This window comes from uncultured Arthrobacter sp., assembly GCF_947493765.1.
In the GTDB taxonomy this organism is placed as follows: Bacteria; Actinomycetota; Actinomycetes; order Actinomycetales; family Micrococcaceae; genus Arthrobacter_D.
On sequence record NZ_CANLSZ010000015.1, the window covers coordinates 1 to 23,275 of the forward strand.

At 62.2% G+C, this 23,275-nt stretch carries 22 protein-coding genes and 3 pseudogenes; 13 read left to right on the plus strand and 12 right to left on the minus strand.

Annotation, left to right across the window (positions count from 1 at the left end; genetic code table 11):
* Nucleotides 1–94: 94 nt before the first annotated feature.
* Entirely contained in the window at nt 95–631 is a 537-nt protein-coding gene (locus Q0747_RS13920; RefSeq protein WP_367277727.1) for a relaxase/mobilization nuclease domain-containing protein, read from the minus strand.
* 53 nt (nt 632–684) lie between these two features.
* Between Q0747_RS13920 and Q0747_RS13490 the strand changes: the two genes are divergently transcribed.
* The 4 genes and pseudogenes from Q0747_RS13490 to istB all read left to right on the plus strand — a co-directional run bounded on the left by Q0747_RS13490 (nt 685) and on the right by istB (nt 4,497).
* Nucleotides 685–1,134, plus strand: coding sequence for a hypothetical protein (locus Q0747_RS13490; RefSeq protein ID WP_298255501.1), 450 nt, complete (start codon nt 685–687; stop codon nt 1,132–1,134).
* Nucleotides 1,135–1,547: 413 nt separating this feature from the next.
* Nucleotides 1,548–1,778 (plus strand): annotated as a pseudogene (locus Q0747_RS13495) (transposase); the annotation flags it as partial.
* Nucleotides 1,779–1,921: 143 nt separating this feature from the next.
* A complete protein-coding gene (gene istA / locus Q0747_RS13500) occupies nt 1,922–3,685 on the plus strand; it encodes an IS21 family transposase (protein WP_298255503.1) in 1,764 nt (587 codons plus the stop codon).
* A complete protein-coding gene (gene istB / locus Q0747_RS13505; RefSeq protein WP_298255505.1) occupies nt 3,682–4,497 on the plus strand; it encodes an IS21-like element helper ATPase IstB in 816 nt (271 codons plus the stop codon). Before istA ends, istB begins: the two co-directional genes overlap by 4 nt.
* Before the next feature lie 93 nt (nt 4,498–4,590).
* On the opposite strand, the gene Q0747_RS13510 is transcribed toward istB, so the two are convergent.
* Nucleotides 4,591–5,172 (minus strand): TetR/AcrR family transcriptional regulator, encoded by a 582-nt coding sequence (locus tag Q0747_RS13510; protein ID WP_298255507.1) that lies wholly within the window; start codon nt 5,170–5,172, stop codon nt 4,591–4,593.
* A gap of 46 nt (nt 5,173–5,218) precedes the next feature.
* Between Q0747_RS13510 and Q0747_RS13515 the strand changes: the two genes are divergently transcribed.
* The 5 genes and pseudogenes from Q0747_RS13515 (at nt 5,219) to Q0747_RS13535 (ending at nt 9,818) form a co-directional block, all read left to right on the plus strand.
* Complete coding sequence (locus Q0747_RS13515) at nt 5,219–5,881, plus strand: CPBP family intramembrane glutamic endopeptidase (protein ID WP_298255509.1); 663 nt, start codon at nt 5,219–5,221, stop codon at nt 5,879–5,881.
* Nucleotides 5,882–6,011: 130 nt separating this feature from the next.
* Nucleotides 6,012–7,034 (plus strand): annotated as a pseudogene (locus Q0747_RS13520) (IS256 family transposase); the annotation flags it as partial.
* Between the two features lie 259 nt (nt 7,035–7,293).
* The gene (locus tag Q0747_RS13525; protein ID WP_298255511.1) at nt 7,294–8,166 is read left to right on the plus strand and encodes a pentapeptide repeat-containing protein; all 873 of its coding nucleotides are present in this window, start codon (nt 7,294–7,296) and stop codon (nt 8,164–8,166) included.
* 204 nt (nt 8,167–8,370) lie between these two features.
* Nucleotides 8,371–8,697 (plus strand): PadR family transcriptional regulator, encoded by a 327-nt coding sequence (locus tag Q0747_RS13530; protein WP_298255540.1) that lies wholly within the window; start codon nt 8,371–8,373, stop codon nt 8,695–8,697.
* Nucleotides 8,694–9,818, plus strand: coding sequence for a hypothetical protein (locus tag Q0747_RS13535; RefSeq protein WP_152817093.1), 1,125 nt, complete (start codon nt 8,694–8,696; stop codon nt 9,816–9,818). The genes Q0747_RS13530 and Q0747_RS13535 overlap by 4 nt, the downstream gene beginning before the upstream one ends.
* Nucleotides 9,819–10,170: 352 nt before the next feature.
* Here Q0747_RS13535 and Q0747_RS13540 read toward each other — a convergent pair whose 3' ends face one another.
* From Q0747_RS13540 to Q0747_RS13575, 8 genes are all read right to left on the minus strand, one after another.
* Complete coding sequence (locus Q0747_RS13540; protein ID WP_298255516.1) at nt 10,171–10,590, minus strand: hypothetical protein; 420 nt, start codon at nt 10,588–10,590, stop codon at nt 10,171–10,173.
* Nucleotides 10,591–11,116: 526 nt separating this feature from the next.
* A complete protein-coding gene (locus Q0747_RS13545) occupies nt 11,117–11,266 on the minus strand; it encodes a hypothetical protein (RefSeq protein WP_298255518.1) in 150 nt (49 codons plus the stop codon).
* Nucleotides 11,267–12,223: 957 nt separating this feature from the next.
* Entirely contained in the window at nt 12,224–13,576 is a 1,353-nt protein-coding gene (locus Q0747_RS13550) for a ParB N-terminal domain-containing protein (protein ID WP_298255520.1), read from the minus strand.
* Between the two features lie 115 nt (nt 13,577–13,691).
* Nucleotides 13,692–14,162: a hypothetical protein gene (locus tag Q0747_RS13555; protein ID WP_298255522.1), complete on the minus strand. Its 471-nt coding sequence runs from the start codon at nt 14,160–14,162 to the stop codon at nt 13,692–13,694.
* A 695-nt stretch (nt 14,163–14,857) separates the two neighbouring features.
* Entirely contained in the window at nt 14,858–15,130 is a 273-nt protein-coding gene (locus Q0747_RS13560) for a hypothetical protein (RefSeq protein ID WP_298255524.1), read from the minus strand.
* A 73-nt stretch (nt 15,131–15,203) separates the two neighbouring features.
* On the minus strand, nt 15,204–16,250 hold the full coding sequence (locus Q0747_RS13565; RefSeq protein ID WP_298255526.1) for a YhcG family protein: 1,047 nt from the start codon (nt 16,248–16,250) through the stop codon (nt 15,204–15,206).
* A gap of 80 nt (nt 16,251–16,330) precedes the next feature.
* Nucleotides 16,331–16,903: a recombinase family protein gene (locus Q0747_RS13570; RefSeq protein WP_298255528.1), complete on the minus strand. Its 573-nt coding sequence runs from the start codon at nt 16,901–16,903 to the stop codon at nt 16,331–16,333.
* A 248-nt stretch (nt 16,904–17,151) separates the two neighbouring features.
* Nucleotides 17,152–17,544: a hypothetical protein gene (locus tag Q0747_RS13575; RefSeq protein ID WP_298255542.1), complete on the minus strand. Its 393-nt coding sequence runs from the start codon at nt 17,542–17,544 to the stop codon at nt 17,152–17,154.
* Between Q0747_RS13575 and Q0747_RS13580 the strand changes: the two are divergent.
* From Q0747_RS13580 to Q0747_RS13595, 4 genes and pseudogenes are all read left to right on the plus strand, one after another.
* Nucleotides 17,509–17,831, plus strand: a pseudogene (locus tag Q0747_RS13580) (transposase); the annotation flags it as partial. The gene Q0747_RS13575 and the pseudogene Q0747_RS13580 sit on opposite strands and share 36 nt — an antisense overlap.
* Nucleotides 17,832–18,242: 411 nt before the next feature.
* A complete protein-coding gene (locus tag Q0747_RS13585; protein ID WP_298255530.1) occupies nt 18,243–18,416 on the plus strand; it encodes a hypothetical protein in 174 nt (57 codons plus the stop codon).
* Between the two features lie 474 nt (nt 18,417–18,890).
* Nucleotides 18,891–19,511 carry a PH domain-containing protein gene (locus Q0747_RS13590; protein ID WP_298255532.1) on the plus strand — a complete coding sequence of 207 codons (621 nt, stop codon included), beginning with the start codon at nt 18,891–18,893 and terminating at the stop codon, nt 19,509–19,511.
* Between the two features lie 32 nt (nt 19,512–19,543).
* Nucleotides 19,544–21,199, plus strand: a complete 1,656-nt coding sequence (locus tag Q0747_RS13595) for a PH domain-containing protein (protein ID WP_298255534.1) — start codon at nt 19,544–19,546, stop codon at nt 21,197–21,199.
* Between the two features lie 57 nt (nt 21,200–21,256).
* Here Q0747_RS13595 and Q0747_RS13600 read toward each other — a convergent pair whose 3' ends face one another.
* Together Q0747_RS13600 and Q0747_RS13605 are read right to left on the minus strand one after the other, a co-directional pair.
* Nucleotides 21,257–22,453 carry a sensor histidine kinase gene (locus tag Q0747_RS13600; RefSeq protein WP_298255536.1) on the minus strand — a complete coding sequence of 399 codons (1,197 nt, stop codon included), beginning with the start codon at nt 22,451–22,453 and terminating at the stop codon, nt 21,257–21,259.
* Nucleotides 22,450–23,118, minus strand: a complete 669-nt coding sequence (locus tag Q0747_RS13605) for a response regulator transcription factor (protein WP_298255538.1) — start codon at nt 23,116–23,118, stop codon at nt 22,450–22,452. Before Q0747_RS13605 ends, Q0747_RS13600 begins: the two co-directional genes overlap by 4 nt.
* Nucleotides 23,119–23,275 lie beyond the last annotated feature (157 nt).

Sequence of the window (23,275 nt, forward strand, 5' to 3'; positions counted from 1 at the left end):
GGAGCGTCAGAACTCCCATCATCGGAAGGCCTCGACCCCTACCCCGACACCGACGCGCCCGCGTTACCTACACCCTCGATTGGGATGAGCCGCGTTAGCGTTCGAAGCCGCTCTCTGGCCGATGCTCCCTCACTGGGGGTCTCATCACCGGGGTTTGCCCTGGTGCCGGCCTTGCGGGTCTTCCACCTGGCTGTGTGGGTGGGCGGCTCAGCTCGATGAATCGTTTGGCCTCAAGGGCCTCGGCGACTGCTATAGCCCGTTGCTCGCTGAGCTTCACCACGGCCTGTTGCTGGTTCCCGATGAGTGTTTTCTGACTGCTGCGGGCTTGTCCTGGTGCTTTCTGGCGTGGTGCCTGGATCAGGTCGAAGTGCTTCTCCATGGCGGTCGCTGCACTTTGGGCGGCGCGGAAGTCCTGCCGTGCATGCCACACCTGGGCTGTATCACTGACCCGGCTGACCACAATGTGCACGTGATCCTCTCCGTGACGGACCATCACCCACGGGTGGTCCTCGTAGCCCATGCGCTCGGCCATGATCGTCGCCGCGTCCCGCCACTGCTCATCGTTCAGCCGGCGATCCCTTTTGGGGTGCGGTGGTGCGGCTTGCGCGCCGAATTCGCCCTGATACTTCAGCTATCGGCCGGACTCTGGAAGAGTGCGTTCAATAGTCACTTGGGGGTAAAACTATGAAACGACGACGTTCCCTGAGCACCGCGGTAGTCACCGTCCTCACCGTGGGGTTACTCGCCGGCTGCGGAACTCCAGGGCAAGCGGACACTCAAGCCCTGCCGGCGTTCACCTCGATGGACGAGGCATATGCCGCCGTCGACGGGGTGTTAGGGTGTGATGCTGAGCCGGCCGGTGAGCCGATCACGCCGGCGGACGGCGGTGCGCTGACATCCGAACAGAAGCTGTGCTCGGAGAACGTGCAGATCGATCTGTACCTCGACGAGGACGCCGTGCAGAAAGCGCTCGAGATTTGGACTGGCTCGAATCAGGGCGAGGTGCACCTCGCCCGCGGCAGGAATTGGATGGTGGTCGACGTAACGGACGTGGCCACCGGCGAGCCTACGACTTGGGATATCGAAGGGCTCGCGGACGACTTGAACGGCGAGTACTCGGTCGCCGGCGCATAACTACACTCCACGGCCACACAAGGCCCCGTCAGCGAATATTCACATTCGCCTTGATCCTTACACTGACGTGATGAGTACACGCGGAGTCGTTCGATTCTGGCACGACGATGAAGGCTGGGGCGTCATCGATTCTGAGTAGACCCCAGACGGCTGCTGGGCGCACTTCAGCGTCATCGACTTCGACGGATTCAGATCCCTTACCGCGGGACAAGTTGTCGACTTCAATTGGATCCAGGGCGATCAGGACGGCTATCCGTACAGTGCATCTGACATCCGACTGATCGCAAGCACGAGTAGTGCCCCTTAGTGTGGTGTAACGCTCGGTGGCCGGGCTCGTCGCTCGTGACGTAGGCGCGGTCACCGTGTGATCCTTCGAGGAAACTCTCACATCCCACTCGAAAGGCATCATCACGATGACCGCTCCTCATATTCTCGACCCTGCCCGCCTCCTGACTGAAGCCCTCGGCGAGGCATCCCCTGATTTGATGCGTAACCTGCTGCAAACCATGATCAACGCCCTGCTTTCCGCGGACGCCGACGCCGTGGCCGGGGCGGAGTGGGGCAAGTCCAGCCCTGAGCGTTTGACCCAGCGCAACGGCTACCGGCACCGCGACCTGGACACCCGCGTCGGGACCGTTGATGTCTGACTATGACAGGTTGAAATGGCCCCATCGTGACGGCTCGACCTGGACCCATCCAAGGATTCGCGGGGCTTCTTGTGACGGTTTGAACTGGCCCCACCACACTGTTGGAATCATCGATTCGTTTCCAGTGGTGGAGGTCAAGGATGAGAGCACGCGTGGAGGTATTCGCAGCAATCCGAAGGGACGCCCGAGTGGAGGGCCTGTCCATTCGTGCCCTGGCCACTCGGTATAACGTCCATCGCCGAACAATCCGAGCAGCACTGGACTCAGCAAAACCGCCAGAACGGAAAACACCCGTCCGCGTATCGACGAAGTTGGAGGCGTTCAAGCCTGCGATCGATGGGATGCTCCTTGAGGACACGTCCGCGCCGCGGAAGCAACGCCATACCGCCCGCAGGATCCTTGCCCGTTTGATCGAGGAACACGGTGCCATGGAGCTGTCGTATTCCACGGTGCGGGACTACGTCCGGATCCGCCGCACGGAGATCGACGTCGAAGCCGGCCGGCGGGTGGAGGTGTTCATCCCGCAAGAACACGCCCCGGGCGCGGAGGCCGAGGTGGACTTCGGTGAGGTCTGGGTCGTCCTGGACGGTGTGAAGACCAAGTGCCACATGTTCGTCTACCGGCTCTCCCACTCCGGCAAAGCCGTTCACCGGGTCTATCCGACCCAGGCCCAGGAGGCGTTTCTCGAGGGACACATCGACGCGTTCACCACTCTGGGCGGGATCCCGACCAAGCACATCCGGTATGACAACCTCACCAGCGCGGTCACCGCGGTGGTGTTCGGGCAAGGACGGCAGCGGGTCGAGAACGACCGGTGGACGCTGTTTCGCTCCCACTACGGCTTCGACGCGTTCTATTGCCAGCCCGGTGTCACCGGTGCCCATGAGAAAGGCGGGGTCGAAGGCGAGGTAGGCCGGTTCCGTCGTAACAGGCTCTCCCCGATGCCCGTCGTCGCCTCCCTGGATGAGCTCAACGAGAAGATCCGGGAGTGGGAAGCCCAGGATGATGGCAGGCGGATCAATGACAGGATCCGCACCGTCGGCCAGGACTACGACACGGAACGACCCCACCTCGCACCGTTGCCGTCGGAGACGTTCGATCCCGGGTTGGTGCTGACGCCGAGGGTGGACAGGTCCTCGATGATCACCGTCCGCATGGTGAAGTACTCGGTCCCGGCACGGTTCATCGGCCGGAAAGTCCGCGTCTCCCTGCGGGCATCCGAGATCGTGGTCTTCGACGGGCGTCTGATCGTGGCCCGGCACCAAAGGATCACGGTCAAGAACGGGCAGTCAGTGCAGCTGGATCATTACCTGGAGGTCTTGAGAACCAAGCCAGGGGCTTTTCCCGGGTCCACTGCTTTGGTCAGGGCACGGGAGGCTGGTTCGTTCACCAGCGCCCATGACGCTTTCTGGGCGGCATCCCGACGGGTCAACGGCGACGCCGACGGGACCCGCGAACTCATCGACGTGTTGCTCCTGCACCGGTTCATGCACGCCCAGGACATTGAAGCCGGGATCCGGGCCGCCCTGCAGGTAGTGGCGGTCAGCGCCGACGTCGTCGCGGTCGAAGCCCGCCGACACGCCACCGAGAACCCGACCACACACCAGGACCCGGCAGCGGAGGAGCCGGCAGCGGTGAGTGGGTCCAGCTCGGACCGTCATTCTGACACCCGTCGTGGTGCTCGCGCTGATCAGCGCGAGCAACGAGTTGTCAGCCTGACTCAGCGCCGGCTGATGGACCCGGCCTCGGTTATCGCGGGCCTGCCGGCGGATCACCGGCCAGCACCGTCGGTGACCGCGTACGACGAGCTCCTCGCTAAACGCACTCCAGCTACCCCAGCCGGCCCACCTGCCAGCACCTCCAGAAGCGCACCTGTCAGCATGTCGAAGGAGAACATCTCATGAGCCCTGCAACCACCACCACGGTGACTCCGATGCTGCGCCGCAGGCGTGGTCTGACCGAGCAAGCCGCCGTTGCGGCCGTAGACCAGGCCTGCCGCCGGTTACGCCTGCCCACGATCCGAGCCGTCCTCGACGAAGCCCTCATTGTCGCTGGGAAGGAACAACTCTCCTACCAGGGGTTCCTGGCCGAGTTGTTGTTGGCTGAGTGCGATGACCGGGATCGCCGTTCCTCGAGCAGGCGGGTGAAAGCGGCGAACTTCCCACGGGATAAGTGGCTCGGGGACTTCGACTTCGACGCGAACCCCAACATCAACCCCGCGACCATCCATACCCTGGCGACCGGGGACTGGATCCGCAAAGGCCAACCCCTCTGCCTCATCGGGGACTCCGGAACCGGTAAATCCCACCTGCTCATCGGTTTGGGGACCGCGGCGGCGGAGAAGGGCTACCGGGTGAAATACACGCTGGCCACGAGGCTCGTGAACGAACTCGTCGAAGCCGCCGACGAGAAGATGCTCGCCAAGACCATCGCCCGCTACGGGCGGGTGGACCTGCTCATGATCGACGAGCTCGGCTATATGGAACTCGACCGACGCGGCGCCGAGCTCCTTTTCCAGGTCCTCACCGAACGCGAGGAGAAGAACTCCATCGCGATCGCCTCCAACGAGTCCTTCTCCGGGTGGACGAAAACCTTCACCGACCCACGGCTCTGCGCCGCGATCGTCGACCGGCTCACCTTCAACGGGGCCATCATCGAAACCGGTACCGACTCTTACCGACTCGCCCACACCCTCGCCCACCAAAGCACGAGCTGAGCCGCGAAGATCTCCGTCGCCCAATATCCCGCTAAGGCCTCCTCTTAGAGGGACGCTTCACGAAGGGTTGCGGGGCTATGAACTTTTGAGGGATCAGGCAGCAAAGGCCGCCGTGATCCGTGTGAAGTAGGTATCAAGAGCGAGGACAATCAGGTCAGAATCGAATGCCTGCGGGTCCGCGATCGCGTTGAGCGTCAGACCATCCGTGAAAGCCCGAAGTGCTTTGCTTTCGATGGCGATTGATTCTCTGCAGCCGAGCTGCTCAACAGTCACCCGGCATAGATGATCGAGATCCGCATTCGCTTCCGCTAGGACAGCCCGTACATCGGGAGAATGTGTCGCCATCATCATCGAAAGCCACACCACAGCTTCGCGCCTGCGCACACCGTCGAGTGGCAACGCCTGCAACCACGCCTCGCGCACATCCCAGTCCTTCATCGAGGAGACACCGATACCTAGCCTCTTGGCCTGAGCTTCCCGCACTACCTGCATCGTGGATGCGAGCATCTGCTCACTTGAGGAAAAGTAATGCCGGATAGCCGAAGGACTGACGTTCAAATCAGCAGCTAGATTGCGCACACTCACACTCGCGAAGCCGTGAGCTTCAATGCGGCAAAGGACCGCCTCCACGATGTCGCGCCGGCGGGACTCATGATCGACAATCTTCGGCATCATTCCTCCATCCGGTTATAGTACGAGTGTACTGCGAAAAGGAGTGGGAATGCAGCATAGACGAACGACGGCACTGATCATGGTCGGAACCATCGGTGGCATGTCGATACCCCTGACAGCGTGGCACCTCCGCGACCCAGCTCGTTTCTGGGAAGAGCTCATTGGCGTCACGAACCAGCTCGCTGATATCCCTCTTGGCTGGGTGATGGCTTTCCTCGTCGCAGCGGGCTACGTCGCCTACACCTTTTGGGCTGTGCCTTTCGTACGTCGGACAGCTTTCGAACCCAGCATGCTGAAACTTCTCGCCATACCGCTGGCCGTCGTGACCGGGTTCTTCGAAGAACTGGTCTTCCGAAAATTCCTCATGGACTGGCTTGATACTGCCGGAATCACATGGTGGTTGCAGATACTAGCGACAGCCCTCGCGTTCGGGCTCGCCCACTCCATCTGGGGTGCATTCTCCCGCGACCTGTCGATCATCATGCCCGTGGCGCTGTCCACAGCAGGCCTGGGCGCAGCTCTGGGATGCGTCTACCTTGCCAGCGATCGCGTGATTCTGCCTGCGATCATCGCCCATACGGCCATTAACCTGGTCATCGAACCAGCACTCCTAAGAAGCTCACTTACCGGCTACTGGAGAAACACCAGCGCCGACACGCATGCCAACCAAAAAGCTCCGGCCACCGGACTAACCACACCGAACCCGCACTAGGGGCGGACAAGGCTCCCGCGGAACCGTCCGATAACGCTGTGTTGGTCCTGTGGTGAAGGCTCACGAGGCATTCGCTAGCCGGGGCCACTTCAAGCCGCCCTACCGGGGCCAGAAAAGGTTGACATGGTCAGATGTCGCTGTCCCGAAGCTGCGCTCTGGCACCTACTTCCCGGACTGGCTCCTCGAGCGTAGGAAACGGGCCGAGAGCGCGCTGATCACCGTCGTCGCGGACTGCTACCTCGCCGGGGTTTCCACGCGTCGGATGGACAAGCTCGTGAAGACCCTGGGCATCAACTCCCTGTCGAAGTCGCAGGTCTCCCGCATGGCCTCTGAGCTCGATGAGCACGTGAACGAGTTCCGCCACCGGCCCTTGGGTGAGTCCGGCCCGTTCACGTTCGTCGCCGCCGATGCGCTCACCATGAAAGTCCGTGAAGGTGGTCGTGTCATCAACGCGGTCGTCCTGGTCGCGACCGGCGTCAACGCCGACGGCCGCCGGGAAGTCCTCGGCCTGCGCGTGGCCACCAGTGAGACCGGGTCCGCGTGGAACAGCTTCTTCGCCGACCTCGTGGCCCGGGGCCTGACCGGGGTCCGGCTCGTCACCTCCGACGCCCACCGGGGCCTGGTCGAGGCGATCGGCGCGAACCTGCCCGGAGCTGCATGGCAGAGGTGCCGTACCCACTACGCGGCGAATCTCATGAGTGTGACGCCGAAGAGTATGTGGCCGGCCGTCAAAGCGATGCTGCACTCGGTTTACGACCAGCCCGACGCCAAAGCGGTGCATGCCCAGTTCGACCGGCTCCTGGACTACGTCCAGGACAAACTTCCCGACGCCCATGAGCACCTCGATGCTGCTCGGGCGGACATCCTTACGTTCACCAGCTTCCCTGAAGGGCTCTGGCAACAGGTCTGGTCAAACAACCCCAACGAACGGTTGAACCGGGAGATCCGGCGTCGCACCGACAGCGTCGGGATCTTCCCCAACCGTGACGCGATCATCCGCCTCGTCGGAGCGGTCCTGGCCGAGCAGACCGATGAATGGGCTGAAGGACGCCGCTACCTCGGACTCGACATCCTCGCGAAATCCCGTCTCACCCTCGTCACCGACACCGGGAAGGAGGCAACTACCGACACCAGCCTCGAACTCAGCGCCTAACAACCAAAAGGATCACCCACCGCTACACCACCACCAGGGACTTGACCCAAGCACGTAACGGGATCGGCTAAAGGACAGGTCGGGATGATGCTACTTTTGATCGCAGTGACATTCTTACTTTCTCTGTGACCCAGAGTCGACGCAGCGTTTCCTGCTCGCTTCCCTTGGAAGCGGTGATCCCGTGCGCCCTCGAAGGGAACTCCTTTACGAGTTCCCCTGGCACCCGGTCCTTCACCGAACTCACCCAGAGAAGATTCCCATGCCCTTCACCTCGAACGACTCCACCACGTCCTCCTCCCCAGTCCTTACCCGGGAATCACTACGCCCCGACTGCGGCAACTGCTTCGCGCTCTGCTGCACAGCCCTGGGTTTCTCCCGCTCCACGGACTTCGCCATCGACAAACCAGCAGGAACTCCCTGCCAAAACCTCGACTCCGACTTCTCCTGCACCATCCACGACAGCCTCCGACCGCGGGGCTTCCGAGGATGCACCGTCTTCGACTGCTTTGGAGCCGGCCAGAACGTCTCCCAGAACCTCTTCCACGGCATCAGCTGGAAAGCGGAGCCGGAAACAACGAAGGACATGTTCGGGGCGTTCAAGGTCGTCCGGCAACTCCACGAAATGCTCTGGTACCTGACAGAAGCCACCACCAGGACCTTCGACCCAAACACCTCAAACCAGGCCAACGACCTCCGAACGGCTATCGAAACGGCGATGGACGATCCGCAGCAGGTTCTGGCCCTGGACCTCGGCGAGATGCACACCCAAGTCCGGTCCGTGTTGATGGGCGTCAGCGAAGAAGTCCGATCCTCATACCTCGCCACCGGGGATGATCACCTCGATGCTGCACTTGTCCCGGGAGCGGACCTCATGGGCAAGGAAATGATTTCCCAGTCGCTCTGTGGAGCGGATCTTCGAGGTGCCTATCTCATCGCGACGGACCTGCGAGGCTGTGACCTGTCCGGCGCTGACCTGCTCGGCGCTGACCTCAGAGACGCTCGTCTCGAAGGGGCCGATCTTTCCAAAGCCCTCTATCTGACACAGGCCCAACTCAACGCCGCTCAAGGTGACGCGCGCACACTCCTGCCCTCCGACCTGGAAAGCCCTCCGCACTGGTTCAACAACAGGTAAGGACAGCGCGTCGGCGCTCTGGCAGGCAACTCAACACAGCAGTTGCCTGCCAGTCAGTACCTACAACCATCGACGAGAAGTTGTTCGAAAGCCGATCCTGAAACGCTCCGGTGAACGGTATTACTCGTGTGTAAAAGGCATCAAGTTCGAGGACCAAGGGATTGATCGCCTGCATAGGTATGCTGCATACTTAGGTACATGGAGATGCAGTGGCCGTTGCCGTGGATCCGAGCAAGTCTGGATCTGGCCGTGCTCGGTTGTGTCCTCGAGGGGCCGTTACACGGATACGGGATCGCGGTACAACTTGAACTACGCGGCTTCGGAAGACCAAAAGGCGGCTCGCTCTACCCCGTTCTGAGCCGACTGGAAGACACCGGATACGTTCAAGCGCGGTGGGAGCAAGCAGATACCGGCCCGGGTCGTAAAAGCTACTCCATCACACACTCAGGCCGGCAGTATCTCTCCGATGGGCTGATCAAGTGGCAAACGCTGACGGAAGCACTCAGCAGCGGAAAGGACAACCGATCATGACATCCCCCACACTGGACGTCCACAAACTTCCGGCCGCTTTCGGCCTTGCCCGGGGTGTGAAGGCGGATCAGGACTGGGCCGAACTCGTCATCGGCCGCATGTATCTGGAGAACATCAACCACACCCTCGTTCATGCGGAATTGACTCAGGTACTGGCACTCGTGCGTGATTCCGGCGAAAGCCCGCAGGATCTTTTCGGCGATCCCTTCGACTACGTCGACGCCCAGATCCAACAGTGGCGCACTGAGGGTGCCCCAGTTCTACCGGTGGAGCCCCCGACGAGTTGGCGGGACGTTCCTGTCCTGGCCGCAAGCATCGCGACCTTCACGATCGCCATGTTCGGGGTTCTCGAGCTGTTCTCCGGCAACTGGACCACCGACTACACCCTCGGTAAGCTCCTGGCCCCAGCACTGATCGGGACCACCGCACTGGTCAGCCTCACAACATTTGAGACCCGGCTCCAACACATCAGGCGACTCTGGGCTGTTGTCCTCGCGCTCCTTCCCGCCCTCCTGGGAATAACCCTCACCGCTTCACTTTTCGTTCTCGGCAATACGACACCGTTGTTCACCGGGCCCCTGTGGTGGTACGCCGTACTCACCGTGGGACACGCCCTGGTCACAATCGGTCTCTACCGCTACTTCTCCGACGCTCAAGCACATCGCACACTTCACCACTCACTGCGTTCAACGCTATCCCGGCAGGGCGCCACAACCCAGACCGAACACAAAGCCGCCCCGACCGCCCAGACCGACGATCAATGGGCTCTCGAGCTGGCAGGGCTCCTGCGCTTACGCATCGAGATGCCGGAAAAGGAAGTCCGAGCCACCATCGTCGAAGCACGCCAGCACGCACGGAACAACAACACCACCCTGAGCGAGGAATTCGGTGCACCGAACGACTACGCCTCCCGGTTACCTCGATCAACATCCGGAAGACGCGTCCGCGAACGCTGGCGCCGTATCGCGTGGATCATCGCACTCCCGGCCTTCGGGTATCTCGCGTTCGAAGGACTGCAGCACGGGTGGGCCTGGAGCAACGTGCGCTGGATCATGGCCATCGCCTTCACAGCCGCATGCTTCACCGTCATTGGATTCCTCCGCCACCGAACATCCCACTAACACCACACCGCAACACCCCCCGCACGACCCACATCGCACGATGCACCATCGGCTTGCGTGCGCTCCAAGGACACTGACACTGGCGCGGCCGCCATCTATCCCGGCGACCTGCGAGTTTGTGCAGAGGAGTCCTAGAAACCGGATGCTCACACCCGCCTGCACAGACCGCGGAACGACGCGGCACGCTGTGCAGGCGACTGCGAGAAACGACAGCAGAACCAAGTGGTGCACAAAGGATCGGTTTCCCACGTTGACCGACGAGGAGTTTGCTGACCACTACAGAAGTCCACAACCAGCATCCACACCACCGGCATAGAAGCGGCCTGAGCGGCTAGCAAGACAACTTAGGCGCTCATTCAATCCCCGAGGAGCGCTCTCCACTGGCTTCGCAGCGTTGATCAAACAGGGACCATCCTCTTCTGAGGATGAGATACGCGGCTTCGAACGGATCAGCTATGTCCTTGAGAGATCCCCCAACCTGCGCCTCGCCGAGCGCAGCACCCTTCGCTGAGGTGCTGAAAGTCGCGCGGAGGTTGAGCGCCCAAGATAACGAGTGAGCATCTCCGCTCATCTGGCGCCACAGACACATCACAGCGTGCTGAATGTCAGGCGAGCCATAGAATACTTCACCAGCTGCGTATGGCAGAACTTCATTGGTGATGTTCGGTCCACCTTCCCTGCCGCCAGCTTCACACGCCCCAGCTCGACGCCCATTCAACCAAGCGATCTGTGCTCGAATTTGCTCATCATCTCTAGGCATCTGCTCGGGCACCTTAAGGAACTCTGCATGAAACTGCTGTGCCCGCTTATAGGACTCAGCGATGACCGTGAGCCCTCGCTGACGTCGTACAGTTGAATCGTCGGGACCGAGTATGTAAACGGCTTGAGACGCGGCAAGCAGCGCTCCCCGAAGGGTCGTGAAGTGGGCGGATGGATACACGTCTCCTACACGTATGGCTGTCCAAGCAAGCCTCAAATGTTCCCCAGACGAGATGAGCGATCGTCGTGCTTCTTCGCTGATTGGGGCGAAAGGAAAAACTTTATCGTCTTGGTCCAACTCACTACCGTACTGGGGCAGCTCCAAGCGTTGCGCTCGAAATCTCCAGCCCTCCAAGTCGTCGACCCTTCCGCTCAGAGCACGTAAGTAGGCGGCATCGACATTCGACGCATGACTGTCATCAGGCAATTGAAATCTCCCGCACGATTTCAGGTCCGTTGTTGCGAACAGACCCAACCTCCTTGCCGACGACCTGCGGCACCGGGTTGGGTTTGGGGATGGCGTAGATGAAGTGCTGCACCTAGTCCCGCTCGGTCATGGTCGGGTCCAGCCACTGATCCTGCAGGTCGCCTGGGATGATGGCCGGCGTCCGGTCGTGGATGTGGCCGAGCGAGTTGTAGGCGGCCCGAATAACGCCCTTGTTGCCGATGACAACGAAACGGCCGCACATGGGGCCTCCAATCTGACGACAAGTAGGTGCTGCAGGAGGCGGTATCTAATCGGCGAGACCCTGTGGATCGATTGGGTCGCTTATAGGCATAGGGTGGCGGCTCGGTTTTGGGGTAGGTTGCCGATCGTGGTCGAAGAACAATGCGTAGTAGTCAGTCCGGGGACTTCCTGACCTCTCTTCTTCAGCGCCCAAGTGGTAGCTCTTAGGCCCAAGCTCCAACCCGACGAACGCATAGAGCCACGCGTCGCGTTCGTCATCAGGAAGTGAGATGCGTGAGGAGTCGCGGCGGTCGTGTCCCGCGATGCTAAACAGCATTTGAAAACCCCGCAGAGAAGCGTCTTCGGCGGCCCACGCGAGGTCAGACAGACTCGCAGTGATGGTCACAAGATGCCAATGATTCACGACGGATTTCCAAGGCCCTCCGGCTTCGGCTGGGTCTTCCTCCGTGAGGGGGCGTGTGGCGGTCCTCAAATTGTTTGGATCGAACACCCGACGATGGAACGCGTCCAACGATGATCCATGTTCCGCTTTTATTCGCTGCGCTATCTCAAAAACTGACATGAGTCTCACTATAAGGCGCCACGAATATGTCATCTCAGTGGAGTGTGAAACTCACTGGACGCGCCTCCTGCCCACATGGGCACGGCTCGAGCCCTCTTCGCTTCGCTGCTCGACCCGCACACACATGGACAGCAGGGACCAGCGGACCACCTGCACACACCCACCTATGTCACCTAGTGCGGGTATCTCACCGTTGGTGAACGGTGGATGTGCACAGCCTCCATGGGTGCCTGGTCGAGGAAAGATCAAGAGAGGACGAAGAAGTGGCGGGACCGCACCACACGGTCCCGCCAGGGGTTTTCCTCGTGACAAGGAAATCTAAGGGGCTTGCTGGGTGGGAGGGGAGATCCCGGGCCGCGTGCGGGCCTGTACCTCCCCTCCCCCATCTGGGTAAGCCTACGGCGCAGTCTCCGGGCGGTTGTCGGTGTTGGTGTCTCTCATGGCGTGGTCGGTCATGATGGTCTCGACGTCGCTGGCGGTGTATCCCCAGTCCTTGAGGACGAACAGGTAGTAGGCGTCCTGGGGGCCGGGGTGCCGCCAGGATTGGCGGCTGAGTGCGGATTCGTGGGCTGCGAGCATCATCGCCAAGACCGCCGTGTCGGGGTTGGTGGTGGGCTTGTCCACGAGCTCCTTGTAGGAGCGGTAGTCGGGGTCGGTGACTCCGACGAGGTTAGCGGCGAGTTCTTGTTTCTGCGCTGCGGCGTAGGCGACGCTGTTGCTGTAGTTCGCCAGTGTCGTGGCCGTGAAGCGTGCCCAGTCCTTCGGCGGTGTCTTCCTGCCTAGCAGCGCGGTGATCCATGCTTGGCGTACCTCGGTCGCGGCGTCCCATTTTTTGTTGTTCTCGATCACCGTCCGGCGTTCCTTCTTCTGCGCGTCGGTCATCGGCCCGGACTGTCCCTCTGTGACGCTTGCTCCCCTGCCGGGGATGATCGTGTACCCGTGGTCCCGGAAGTTCGCCACGACCGGCCGAACCTGTACCTCGCCGTTGTACATGACGTTGAGGACGACGGCGTTGGCGTCCTCCACCGCTGTGGCAGGACTACCGTCGGCGCGGAGGAGGGCATTCGCGTCCTGATTCGCCGGGTTGGCGTAGCCGGACCCGTCGACCACAGTGTTGCCCAGGGCTTCCTGCTCCGCCGTGGCCTTCGCGATCAGTGCGGCGGTGATGCGCACGTTGCGCAGGTACTGGACTCTGTGCGCGAACCGGCCAGGTTCCTTGTCGAGGATGAGCTGCAGCTCGGCCACGAGCGTTTCGTCGTCGCTGAACTCCTCGAGGACCGCTGACTGCTCCAACGTCCATCCCCGGTCGAGAGCTTCGGTCGCGGCGGTATTGGAGCGCACTTTCAGGGCGGTCTCCACGGTGGTCTTCTTCGTCCCGGTCTTCTTGGCGATCTGTGCCGCCGGGATCCCCATCAGGGACAGCTGGTGGAACGCCTCGGCCCGGTCGCGTTCGCTCAAGCCCAGACGCTGATCGTTCTCGACCATCTGCCGTACCAACCGGTCGGCTTCTGTAGCCGACTCGACCACGTACACCGGCACGGTGGGAAGGTTCCCCTCGACAGCGGCAAGGGTGCGGCGCTGACCGTAGAGGACGTGGGCGCTGGTCTCGGTGCGGTGGGCGACGATGGGCTGCAGGACCCCGTGGTCCTTGATCGAGGCCAGGAATGCAGGATCAAGGCTCGCATCCTTGCGGATGTTCGCGTCGATGGTGAGGGTCTTCGGGTCGAGGTTTTCCAGAACAGCGGTCATAGTTGGTGCTCCTTGCAGGGGATGAGCTTCACGGGGGGGTTGACCTGGTGGAAGGTCAGGGTGCCTGAGCGCCGGCCACACCCTCAGCTGGGGTGGGGTGTGGCCGGCGGATGGGCTAGAAGGGTGCGCCGTCTGCTCGTAAGGTGTCCTTGACCGGTGCCGGTGCCTGGTAGGGCACCGTGTACTCGGCGGGAAGCTCTCTAGCTGTCGCTGGGAGCGTGTCCGGTCCTTGGCTCTGCCCGTCCTTCCAGTAGAAGAATGCTGTGTCGGTGATCTCCGCGTGCAGTGCGGCCTCGGAGCGGAACCACAGGGTGTGGCTGTACCCCTGGCAGTAGCTGCCGTACCCATAGAGGGTGCCCCGCTCGTCCTCGTGGACGGCGGTAGCGACCATCATCGAGTACAACTTTCCGAGCGAGTGCCCTTCGCTCCCCCACCGGGTGACCAGGGTCCACGGTGTGCCCTCCAGGCAGCGGAACCATTCGTATCCGTCGTCCTCGGTCTGCCACTCCCCGACTCCCCAGTGGGACGGCAGGGTCGGGGCGTTCACGGCCTCGCCGGTGTCGGTGGTGATGTATTGAACGTTCATGGTCGGTGCTCCTTCGGTCACGAGGTGGGGTCAGAGCCTGTGGTGAGCCAGCTGGTACTTGGCCCTTCCCCCTTTGTTTTTTGCCTGCTGGCGAGCTCGCTCGCTCGTCCCCGACGGAGCAGTGTTCAACCCGAAGGGCGGAGACGGACAGAAACCTCGAAGGAAATCAGCGACGCAGGAGCGCCGTAGAGGCTTTGTGGCCGGCCCCGTCGCGCAGCGATTGACGCTGTGGAGCGGGGACGCACAATCCGCAGGACAGCAGCAAAAAACACCCGGACTGGATGCGACGAAGGAGCAGCCGGGCCGGAACAGGCCGAAGCGAAGCGAGAGGACCATTGCCCTGCTCGGAGCGCCAGCGGGAAGCAGGGAATCACGAAGACGTCAGTCAGTTCGTGGTGTGCCGGTCGACGACAGGTGTCCCGTTACGCTCACTGCATTGATAGTTCGTTCTAGGTATGGGGGAAGCAATGGGTAACAATCCACTCGCTCCGGGGTTCTTTCCAATCGTTGGGCTCCTGATCGTGGCAGTGCTGTGGGTTCTGGCGGCCCTGGTCCTGTACGGCATCATTCGGTTCGGGGTGAAGCACGGCATGCGGTCCTACTACGCCAGCGTCTCGCAGACCCCTGGTACGAATCCGCGGTCCGACTCGCGATGACCGCCTACTTGGGGCCGGCCACGACATACTCCGAGTCGGTCAGCGCCGTTGCAGGCCGAAGAGCGGGGTCTTCTGGTTCGCGTTTGCAGTAATTAACGCTGGTCTTGCCGAGCAGAAAAATCGCTCCCGGTCGGCAGGGTTCCCTCTCTCGCCGGTGTCGCGGGCCTCGTCGGCGAGTAGCCGGTGCCCGAACTCCGGGTCGTCACGGTGCGCGTCGAAGGTCGCGTTTGCGCGATACGCCTCCACCACCTCGCTGGGCGTGATGGGATCCGCCAGCCACCGGTAGTAGGGCTGGCGAGAGAGCTTGAGCACCCGACACGTCACCGTCACAGAGATCCCTGAGACGAGGGCAGAGAACTCATAATGATCTGGGGTCCTGCGAGCCTTATTCAGGTAGGGCTGGTGGCGCTTCGATATGGTCAAATGCTGCTGACAGCTCATCGGCGCGGGGAAGGGCGTCTTTCTCGGCGGGCGGGAGTGAGTCGTAGGTGTAGGTGGACACGGCCATCGGTGAGTCTGCCCGACCCAACGCATAGCGGACCGTGTGCTCGTTCTTACTGCCACAGATCAAGATGCCGACCGTTTCGCCGTGGATCGGGAGTTTGAGCTTGTCATCGACTAAGGCGACGTAGAAGTTGAGCTTCCCGGCGTATTCGGGCTGAAATTTCCCTGTTTTGAGTTCGACAACGAAGTAGCGCAGCTGCTGAACGTGGAAGAACAGCAGGTCGATGTAGAAATCGTCCCCGCCGACGTCGAAGTGGACCTGGCGTCCCACGAATGCGAACCCGGGCCCAAGCTCGCGGAGTGTGTCGACGATGCGGTCCATGAGGGCCTGCTCGAGGTCGCGCTCGGCAACCTCGCCGGCAAGGCCGAGGAACTCGAAAGCGTAGGGGTCCTTGGCTGTCTGCTGCGCCAGCTCGGAGTCCGGTGCGGGCAGACTGCGTGTGAAGTTCGATGGCGCCGCCCCGGTACGCTCCATCGACTTGTTCATGATCATGTTCATCAGCACATTGCGTGACCACCCGTGCTCCACCGCGGCCGCGGCATACCAGGTGCGGGCGGAAGCGTCATCGAGCTTGTCGATCAAGACCATGATGTGGCCCCACGGCAGTTGTGCAGCAGGCTGCTGCACAATTGGTTGGTCCGCCCACGCGGCCGCGAAGGCCCGCATGTATTGCAGGTTCCGGTACGAGAGCCCGGTCATGTCGGGGAACTCGACCCGCAGATCGTCCGCGAGTCTGCGCACCACCTTCGAGCCCCAGCCCTGACGCTGCAGCTGGATGAGGATCTCGTTCCCGATGTGCCAGTACAGCTCGATCAGTTCAGTATTGATCACCCGTTGAGCGCGAACCCTGGCCTCGCGGACGCGTCGCTTCAGCGCCTCGAGCGTTGAGGCATAGTCATCGGGCAAAACGACATCGGTACGGACCATGGAACCTATTCTCCCGGCGCTACTGCCTTCATCACGACTTCTTGCCTCATCACGTAGACGGAAGGACTGGTCGTCCCTGATCAGGACCGCTCGGTTGTTTCCAAGCTCAGGTAGCGGTACACCGTGGCCCGACTCGCCCCGATGATCTTCCCGATATCCGCCGGTGCAAGGCCCTGGGCCTTCAGATCCCGGACACGCCTCACCTTCACATCTTCGACGGTGACCTCCCGACGACCAGCCCGCCTCCCGTGTTCGGCCGCTATGGCCATACCAGCCCTGGTGCGCTCAGCCAACTGGTCACGCTCGAGCTGAGCGAAAGCAGACATCACCGTCAGCATCGCCCTGCCCATCGGCCCGGTCGTACTGATGCCCTCGGTGACACTCCTGAAGTGCACACCACGCTGCTCGAGGTCATCGATCAGGGCCAGCAGGTTCCTCGTGTTGCGCCCCAAGCGATCCAGCTTCCACACCACCACCTCGTCCCCTTCCCGGAGGTGATCGAGCAGCTTGTCCAGCTCGGGACGACTGGCCCGTGTCCCGCTCACCCCGTGGTCGGTGAAGATCCGGCTGCACCCGGCCGCTTTCAGTGCTGCATGTTGCAGATCGGCGTTCTGCTCCACCGTGCTGACACGCGCGTACCCGACACTTCCCACGCTCACTCCCTAACAACTCATCAAAGGCCTACTTCTGCTTTCCTGAGAATACCCGGTGTGAGACACATTGCCGGGACACCAGCAGGGCTTGTACTCCCCCGCCGCTATTGGGGATCATCAACCCATGACTGAACCCTGGATCTAGTCCAATCAAGGGATCCCTTAGTGCGAATTCGAAAGTGATCTTGCATGGTGATAGCTCTGGTGCTGGCGATGATTTGGGGGCGGGTCACGATCCGTGGGGGTGGTCACCGGCGACGTACGGCGATCGAGTTCGCCGTGGCCCAGACGATGCACAGCAGGACCAGCTGACTGGCTGGAAGTAACTCTATGGCGGGAGGCCAGCCGAGCGGACCAGCCAGGACGGTGATCGCGACGAATTCGATAGCGGACACTATCAGGGCGGCGACTCCGACCGCTGAGAAGCCGTGCTGGGCGAGGAGTCGATCCCTTTCATCCCGGTACTCGATCGCGTTTACGCGGGTGATATCGCCGCAGTTGGGCCTGCGCGCATGGAGCGCCATCACCAGGACGGCAATTCCTACTGCTGCGAGCAAGCCGGCCTCAGACCAGCTGCCCATGATTGCTGTGATCACGGCTCCGCTGACGAGGTGTTCATCGCCTGGCAGTGCGCCCAGCAACTCCGTGATGCTTACCGGGTGAAGGACCTGACCCAGGGGCGGCGGATCGCCGAGAAGTCGACTCGTTCCCTACCTGCCCCATCCCTGAGATCGCCAGGCTCGGACGGACCCTACGCCGCTGACGGGACGCGTTCCTGGCGTACTTCACCACAGAGCGTGCCAACAACGGTGGAACCGAGGCTGTGAACGGGATCATCGAACTGCACCGCCGTCTCGCACGCGGCTACCGCAACCGCCACAACTACCGGCTCAGAATGCTCCTCGCCGCCGGAGGCCTCACACCATGACCCCTACCGGATGTCCGAAAAGCCGTCAATGGCGCCCTACCCTGCCACTCGCCGCCGTGCACACGACTTCGAGAACCAGTGCAAAAGATTCGGGAACTGACGGTCGCGTACTGGTCCGTAGCCGACCCCATGGCGGCACTCCTCGCCGCCCTCGACCGATTTTGCCTCGGACTCGCGGAGGAGCGAGGGGGGCTACCTCCGTGTGAGGCTGGCCCCCACGGAGGTACCGGGTTAGTGCCCGCCTAAGGACGATTCACGCATATACAAATATAACCGTCAAATTCCAACCTTTGTCGGTAGTAGTTACTTCCCTTCATGCTCAAAGATTGAATTACCGGCAAGGCAGAAGAAAAGAAAGCATTTAGCCGATTGCCGGACAGTATCAATCACTTCACCTATAAGGAGATCACCATGTTCACTGTCATTGCTCGACTCGGCTCCCTTGTCTGGAAGTACGGCGTCGCCGGGATCAACCGGGCCATCACCTGGGCGCGCAACAATCGGGCCACCGTCGACCGCTGGGCTGCCCGCGCCGGCTACGGCTACGCCGTAGAGATGGTGCTGCGCGCCGTCGGGCTGCTTTGACACACCTCAGGCACCCTGAACCATGAGTGCGCTGATCAGTCAGATTATCCGCTACTCGTGTCGTTACGGCACCCGCCGCATCGACCTCGTCCTCAACTGAGTTCGGAACAACTGGTTCCGGGTCTGCGGATACCTTAACGAGGGACACACCGTCCTGCAGATCATCGAGTCGGTCCTGCACATCCTCGAGATTTGAGGGTCCACATCGCACCGATCCATCGAACCCCGGCACCTAGCCTCGGTGCCGGCACTGGAACTCCACACTCCAGTGCCGGCACCGAGGCTGCCGGCGTCGGCGGTGACAACCAGCCCCACACCTGACATACGGCCGACCTTCGACTTGATTCGACTTAAGGGGGAGGCAGGTTCAGACCGGCGGTGGTGGGTAATTGCCGTCGGCTGGGACAGACTTGAAGACGAACGCGGTAATCCACCTGCGGCCCGTTCACTACTTAGCTCGTCAGGAGACCGACCATGACCATTCACGGCACCACTGATCCCCTGCTACCGGCCCCCGAAGCGAAGGGCACTACGGATCGATCCCTGGTCGCACCCGGAACCCACCGGCTGCCGAGAAAGGTTCTGCGCCTGTGGCACATCAACACCGTCCTGACCTGCCTGGTTTTGGTGGGGGTGATCGTCGGTATCGCCCGCTGGTGGGATCACCCGGTGATCGGGGTGCTGTTCTGGCCGGTGGTGGGCCTGGTGGTCCTTGTCGGGGTGGCGGATCTGGTCTTCGGCAACCTGCTGCGCCACCGTCACTACAGCTACACGGTGACCGAGCAGGAGGTGTACGTGGCCAAGGGATTGCTGATACGCCACACCATGAACCTGGCCGTTCCCCAGATTCTGAGCATCCACGTGATCAGCGGTCCACTGCAGCGACTCTTCGGACTGGCCTCCGTAAGATTCACCTGTGTGGTCGAGGGCGAGTCCTTGGGCCCGGTTCCGGCGCACGAGGCTGAGCGTATCAAGCGCGTGGTCCTGACCGGCCTTGAGCGGCGCCGCCAGGAGTCGGCACTGACCAAGCAGAGCGTTCCGTCGGACCGCCTTGGCAATAATCCGGTGTCGACGGACACGGTGGGGTCGGCGTGAGCGCCTCGACCGTAGGCCGCGGGGACCCTGTCATGGACACCGACCACCCCGACGCACTCTCCATCCCCCCTGTCTCCCATCTTGAGGACCACCGCGAGGACACGGCGCTGACTGTGACAACTGACCGGTTCCGCAACAGTCCCCGGCTGGTTTTGGCCCGCTACCTCACCGATCTGCCCTCGCTAGTCATCGGCATCGTCGGCACGGTGGTGTGGCTCAGTACTTGGGTCCAGCCGTGGCGCACGATCGGGCAGTTCCTCGTGGGCCTAGTCATCTTCATGATTGTCGTGGGTCCCTGGATCCGGGTGCTCACCGTACGCTACGCCGTGTCCAATCAGGGCGTGCAGATGGATTCCGGGCTGTTGACTCGCCGATCGGAGTTCTTGCCGTGGGACCTGGTCAACTCCGTAGATGACCGCCAGCCATGGTCCTACCGATTCTTCGGCCTCACCGAGGTGATCTGCGCACAGACCGGCGAGGATGGATCCCGCATTACCCTGGAGGCATTGGACGCCGAGCGCCTGGCCCTGTTCCAGCGCTTCGCTGTCCACGCCGGGGCGACCGGGATGGAACAGGACAAGCCCTCACTCGCTCCTATTACAGGATTCTGCGCTGAGCCCACCGCAGAAATCGAAGGCGGCCTATCCAATTCTCCAGAAGGCACCGCTGCCACACCGGCGCCGATCCGCCCGCTCGGTGTCGGTGAGACAACGGCCGGAGACGAACGACTGGTCTACCGCACCCGGCTGGTCGATCTGGTGCTGTTGAGCCTGATCTACGGACAGGTGATCGTCCTGGTCCCGCCGCTGGCGTTCGGCCTGTTGGAAATCGCCGAGCTCCTCAGCCTGGATCAAGTCCTCGAGGATGGCTTCATCACCGGCTTGGGTTCTTTACCCACCTTGGTGTTGATCGTCGTGGCCGTGTTGGGCATCGGCGTGGCCGCCACGGTGCTGAAGTATCACGACTTCACCGTGCACGCCCTGGCTGATGGCCGGCTGCGCATCCGGTACGGGCTGTTCTCCACCCACCAGCGCATTATCAACCCGGCCGCCGTCCAAGGGGTGGTGTGGCAACTCAATGCCATGGAACAGCTCACCGGCCGGGTGCGCCTGTCAGTACTGACCCTGGACAGCTCATCGCAGCTGGGCGGCAACCTGGTGCTTCCTTCCCTCCCGCGGGCCATGGCGGCCCGGCTGGTCCAGGACCACCTGCCCCGATACCACAGCAGCATCCAGCTCATTACCGGCGGATTCCGGCTCCTGGCCGGAAATCTAATCGTCGCCGTGCTGCTGGCGGGTGTCGTCGTGGGCACCTGGACGCTGAGCATCGAAGAGCTCGACTTCCCGAGAGGATGGTCCATCCCCATCTGCCTCCTGGCACTGGGACTGGCGACCTGGATTGGCGGGATCCTGCGGACTGGGATCAGCGCGGATGAGTCTGTGGGCCTGTTTGCCGCTCGAAGGGTGCTACTCTCCGAGCGCGTTACCGTGGTCCAGGCGGCCAGACTGCACGGCGTCACTGCACTCTTCGGGCCATTCCGCGACCGTGATCACCCCCGGGCCTGGCTGCCCACGGTGCACTACTTCTCGGGTTCCCCGCGCCGCGTCACCGCCCTGCGGGCAACCAGCCGGTCGTTAGCTGCGGTGCAGCACATGGTGCGACACGACTCGATCCCCCTGCGGGGCTGACCGGTCGATCCTAGTGGGCAGCGATCGAGCGTCTCGAAGCTGTGCAGAGCCCCGGGGTCAGACGTGGCGCTGGGGAAAGCTCACCCGGACCACCCAGTCCCCGCCCTCGGGCCCGTAGGACAACGTCCCGTCGAACAACGCCACCCGTTCCTGCATCCCGATCATCCCGAATCCGGAGACAGGCAATGTGGTCCTAAGCCGTGCGGTCGGCAACTGATTCCGGACCGTCAAACTGATGGACTGATCCTTGACGTGCACTGCGAAGGATGCCCTCGCCGGCGCCTGGGCGTGCTTGAGGATATTGGTTGTGCACTCCTGAAGTATTCGGATCAGGGTCAGCCGCAGGGACCGCGCCAGCCCCGGCGTTTCATGGACTTGATTCTCCACAATGAATCCAGCGGCCTGCAAACGTGCCGTGTACTCCTGTGCCCGTGCGGTCAGCAAGGCCGTCATGTCCTCATCATCAAGTTCATAGACCCGGTCCGAACCGTGCAGCACCAAGAGCATGCGCCGAAGATCCAGCAGCGATTGCCGTGCGGCATCGCCGATGTTGCGCTGGGCCGCCGTCCGCACTTCCTCCTCACGGGCCATCTCCAGCACGGAGGACTGCATGGCGATGATGGTCAGCCCATGGGCGACCACGTCATGCAACTCAGTCGCGATCCGCCGTCGCTCGACGTCCACCGCCTGCTGACCCAATGTCTCCTGCAGGGCCAGGTCCTGCTCGATGCGCGCCAGCCGCCTACCCTGTAACCGCAGGGCCCAGCCGATCAGCGCCCCCACCGCGACCAGGATGTCCGCTCCCGCCACGTTGACCGGGTGCAAGCCGGTGTAGACGGTGCTGCTCAGCGACCAGGTCAGATACAGGATCGCGGCGAAGATACCGAAGGAACGGTTGACGGTCCGGGCGACCATCATGGCAATGAGGATCATAGCAACCGGGTAGGAGTTCGGGTCCCAGAACGGGATCGTCAGCATCGCCATCACAAAGGCGACCAGCGCCCCCCAGGTGACCCTGAGCGAGACCAGAAGGACCACCAGGCTTGCTGCGAGCCCCTCGCCCAAGCTCTTCGAGTCAGATTCCTCGACCGACAGGGCGACGGAAAGGGCCTCGATGAGGACATAGACCAGCATCCCGAGCCAGATGGCGGTGCGGAAGCGGGACGAGAGCGCAGGCGCCGACATCATCCGCCTCAGGCCTTCGACCAGCCCGCCGCGCTGCCCGGATCCGGTATGGCCCATAGTCCAGGTCATGACCCGATGCGGACGATCCCGGCCTGGGCCGCCCGCACCAATACCTGTACCCGGTCCCGCACCTGCCACTTCTCCAGAATCTTGCCCAGATGGGACTTGACGGTAGCCTCGGCCAAGAAGAGCGCCTCACCAATCTCGGCGTTCGACTTGCCCTCCGCCAGTTCGCGCACGACATCCAGCTCACGCGGAGTCAGGTGCTCATGCTCAGCCAGCGCCACCACACTGCGGATCTGCTGACTACGGACCGTGTCGATGAGTTCATGCATGATGTGCGGTGAGAACACCGCGTCCCCCAACGAGACCTTGCGGATCCCCTCGATCACGTCCTCAGGGCGTGAGTCCTTGGCGATGTACCCCTGGACACCGGCCTGGAGGGCCGGCACCAGGTAGTGCTCAGAGGAAAAGGTGGTGATCGCCAACACCCGAACCGAGGGCCAGCGCTCGGTGATCACCCGGGTGGCCTCCACCCCGTCCATCTCGGGCATCTGAAGATCCATCAACACCACATCCGGAGCGAGCTTCTGGACCCCGGCTACCGCCTCGACGCCGTTCGCCGCTGCGCCTACGAGCACCAGGCCCTCGGCAGAGGACACAAAGTGCTCAAGAGCTCCTCTCATCAACAACTGGTCGTCCACGACCATGACCCGAATCACAAGGCGAACCATATCAGCCACCCTTGGCGTGGCGGCGAGATCCCTTCGAGGTCGTCTTCGGCTTCCACCGAAAGTCGCGTCGAACAGTGGACCTAGGGCGTGTCTCCTAATAGCGTGGGGCGGTGTGCGGGACGATATCTGAGTGTCACGTGATGCTGTTCTAACCGAC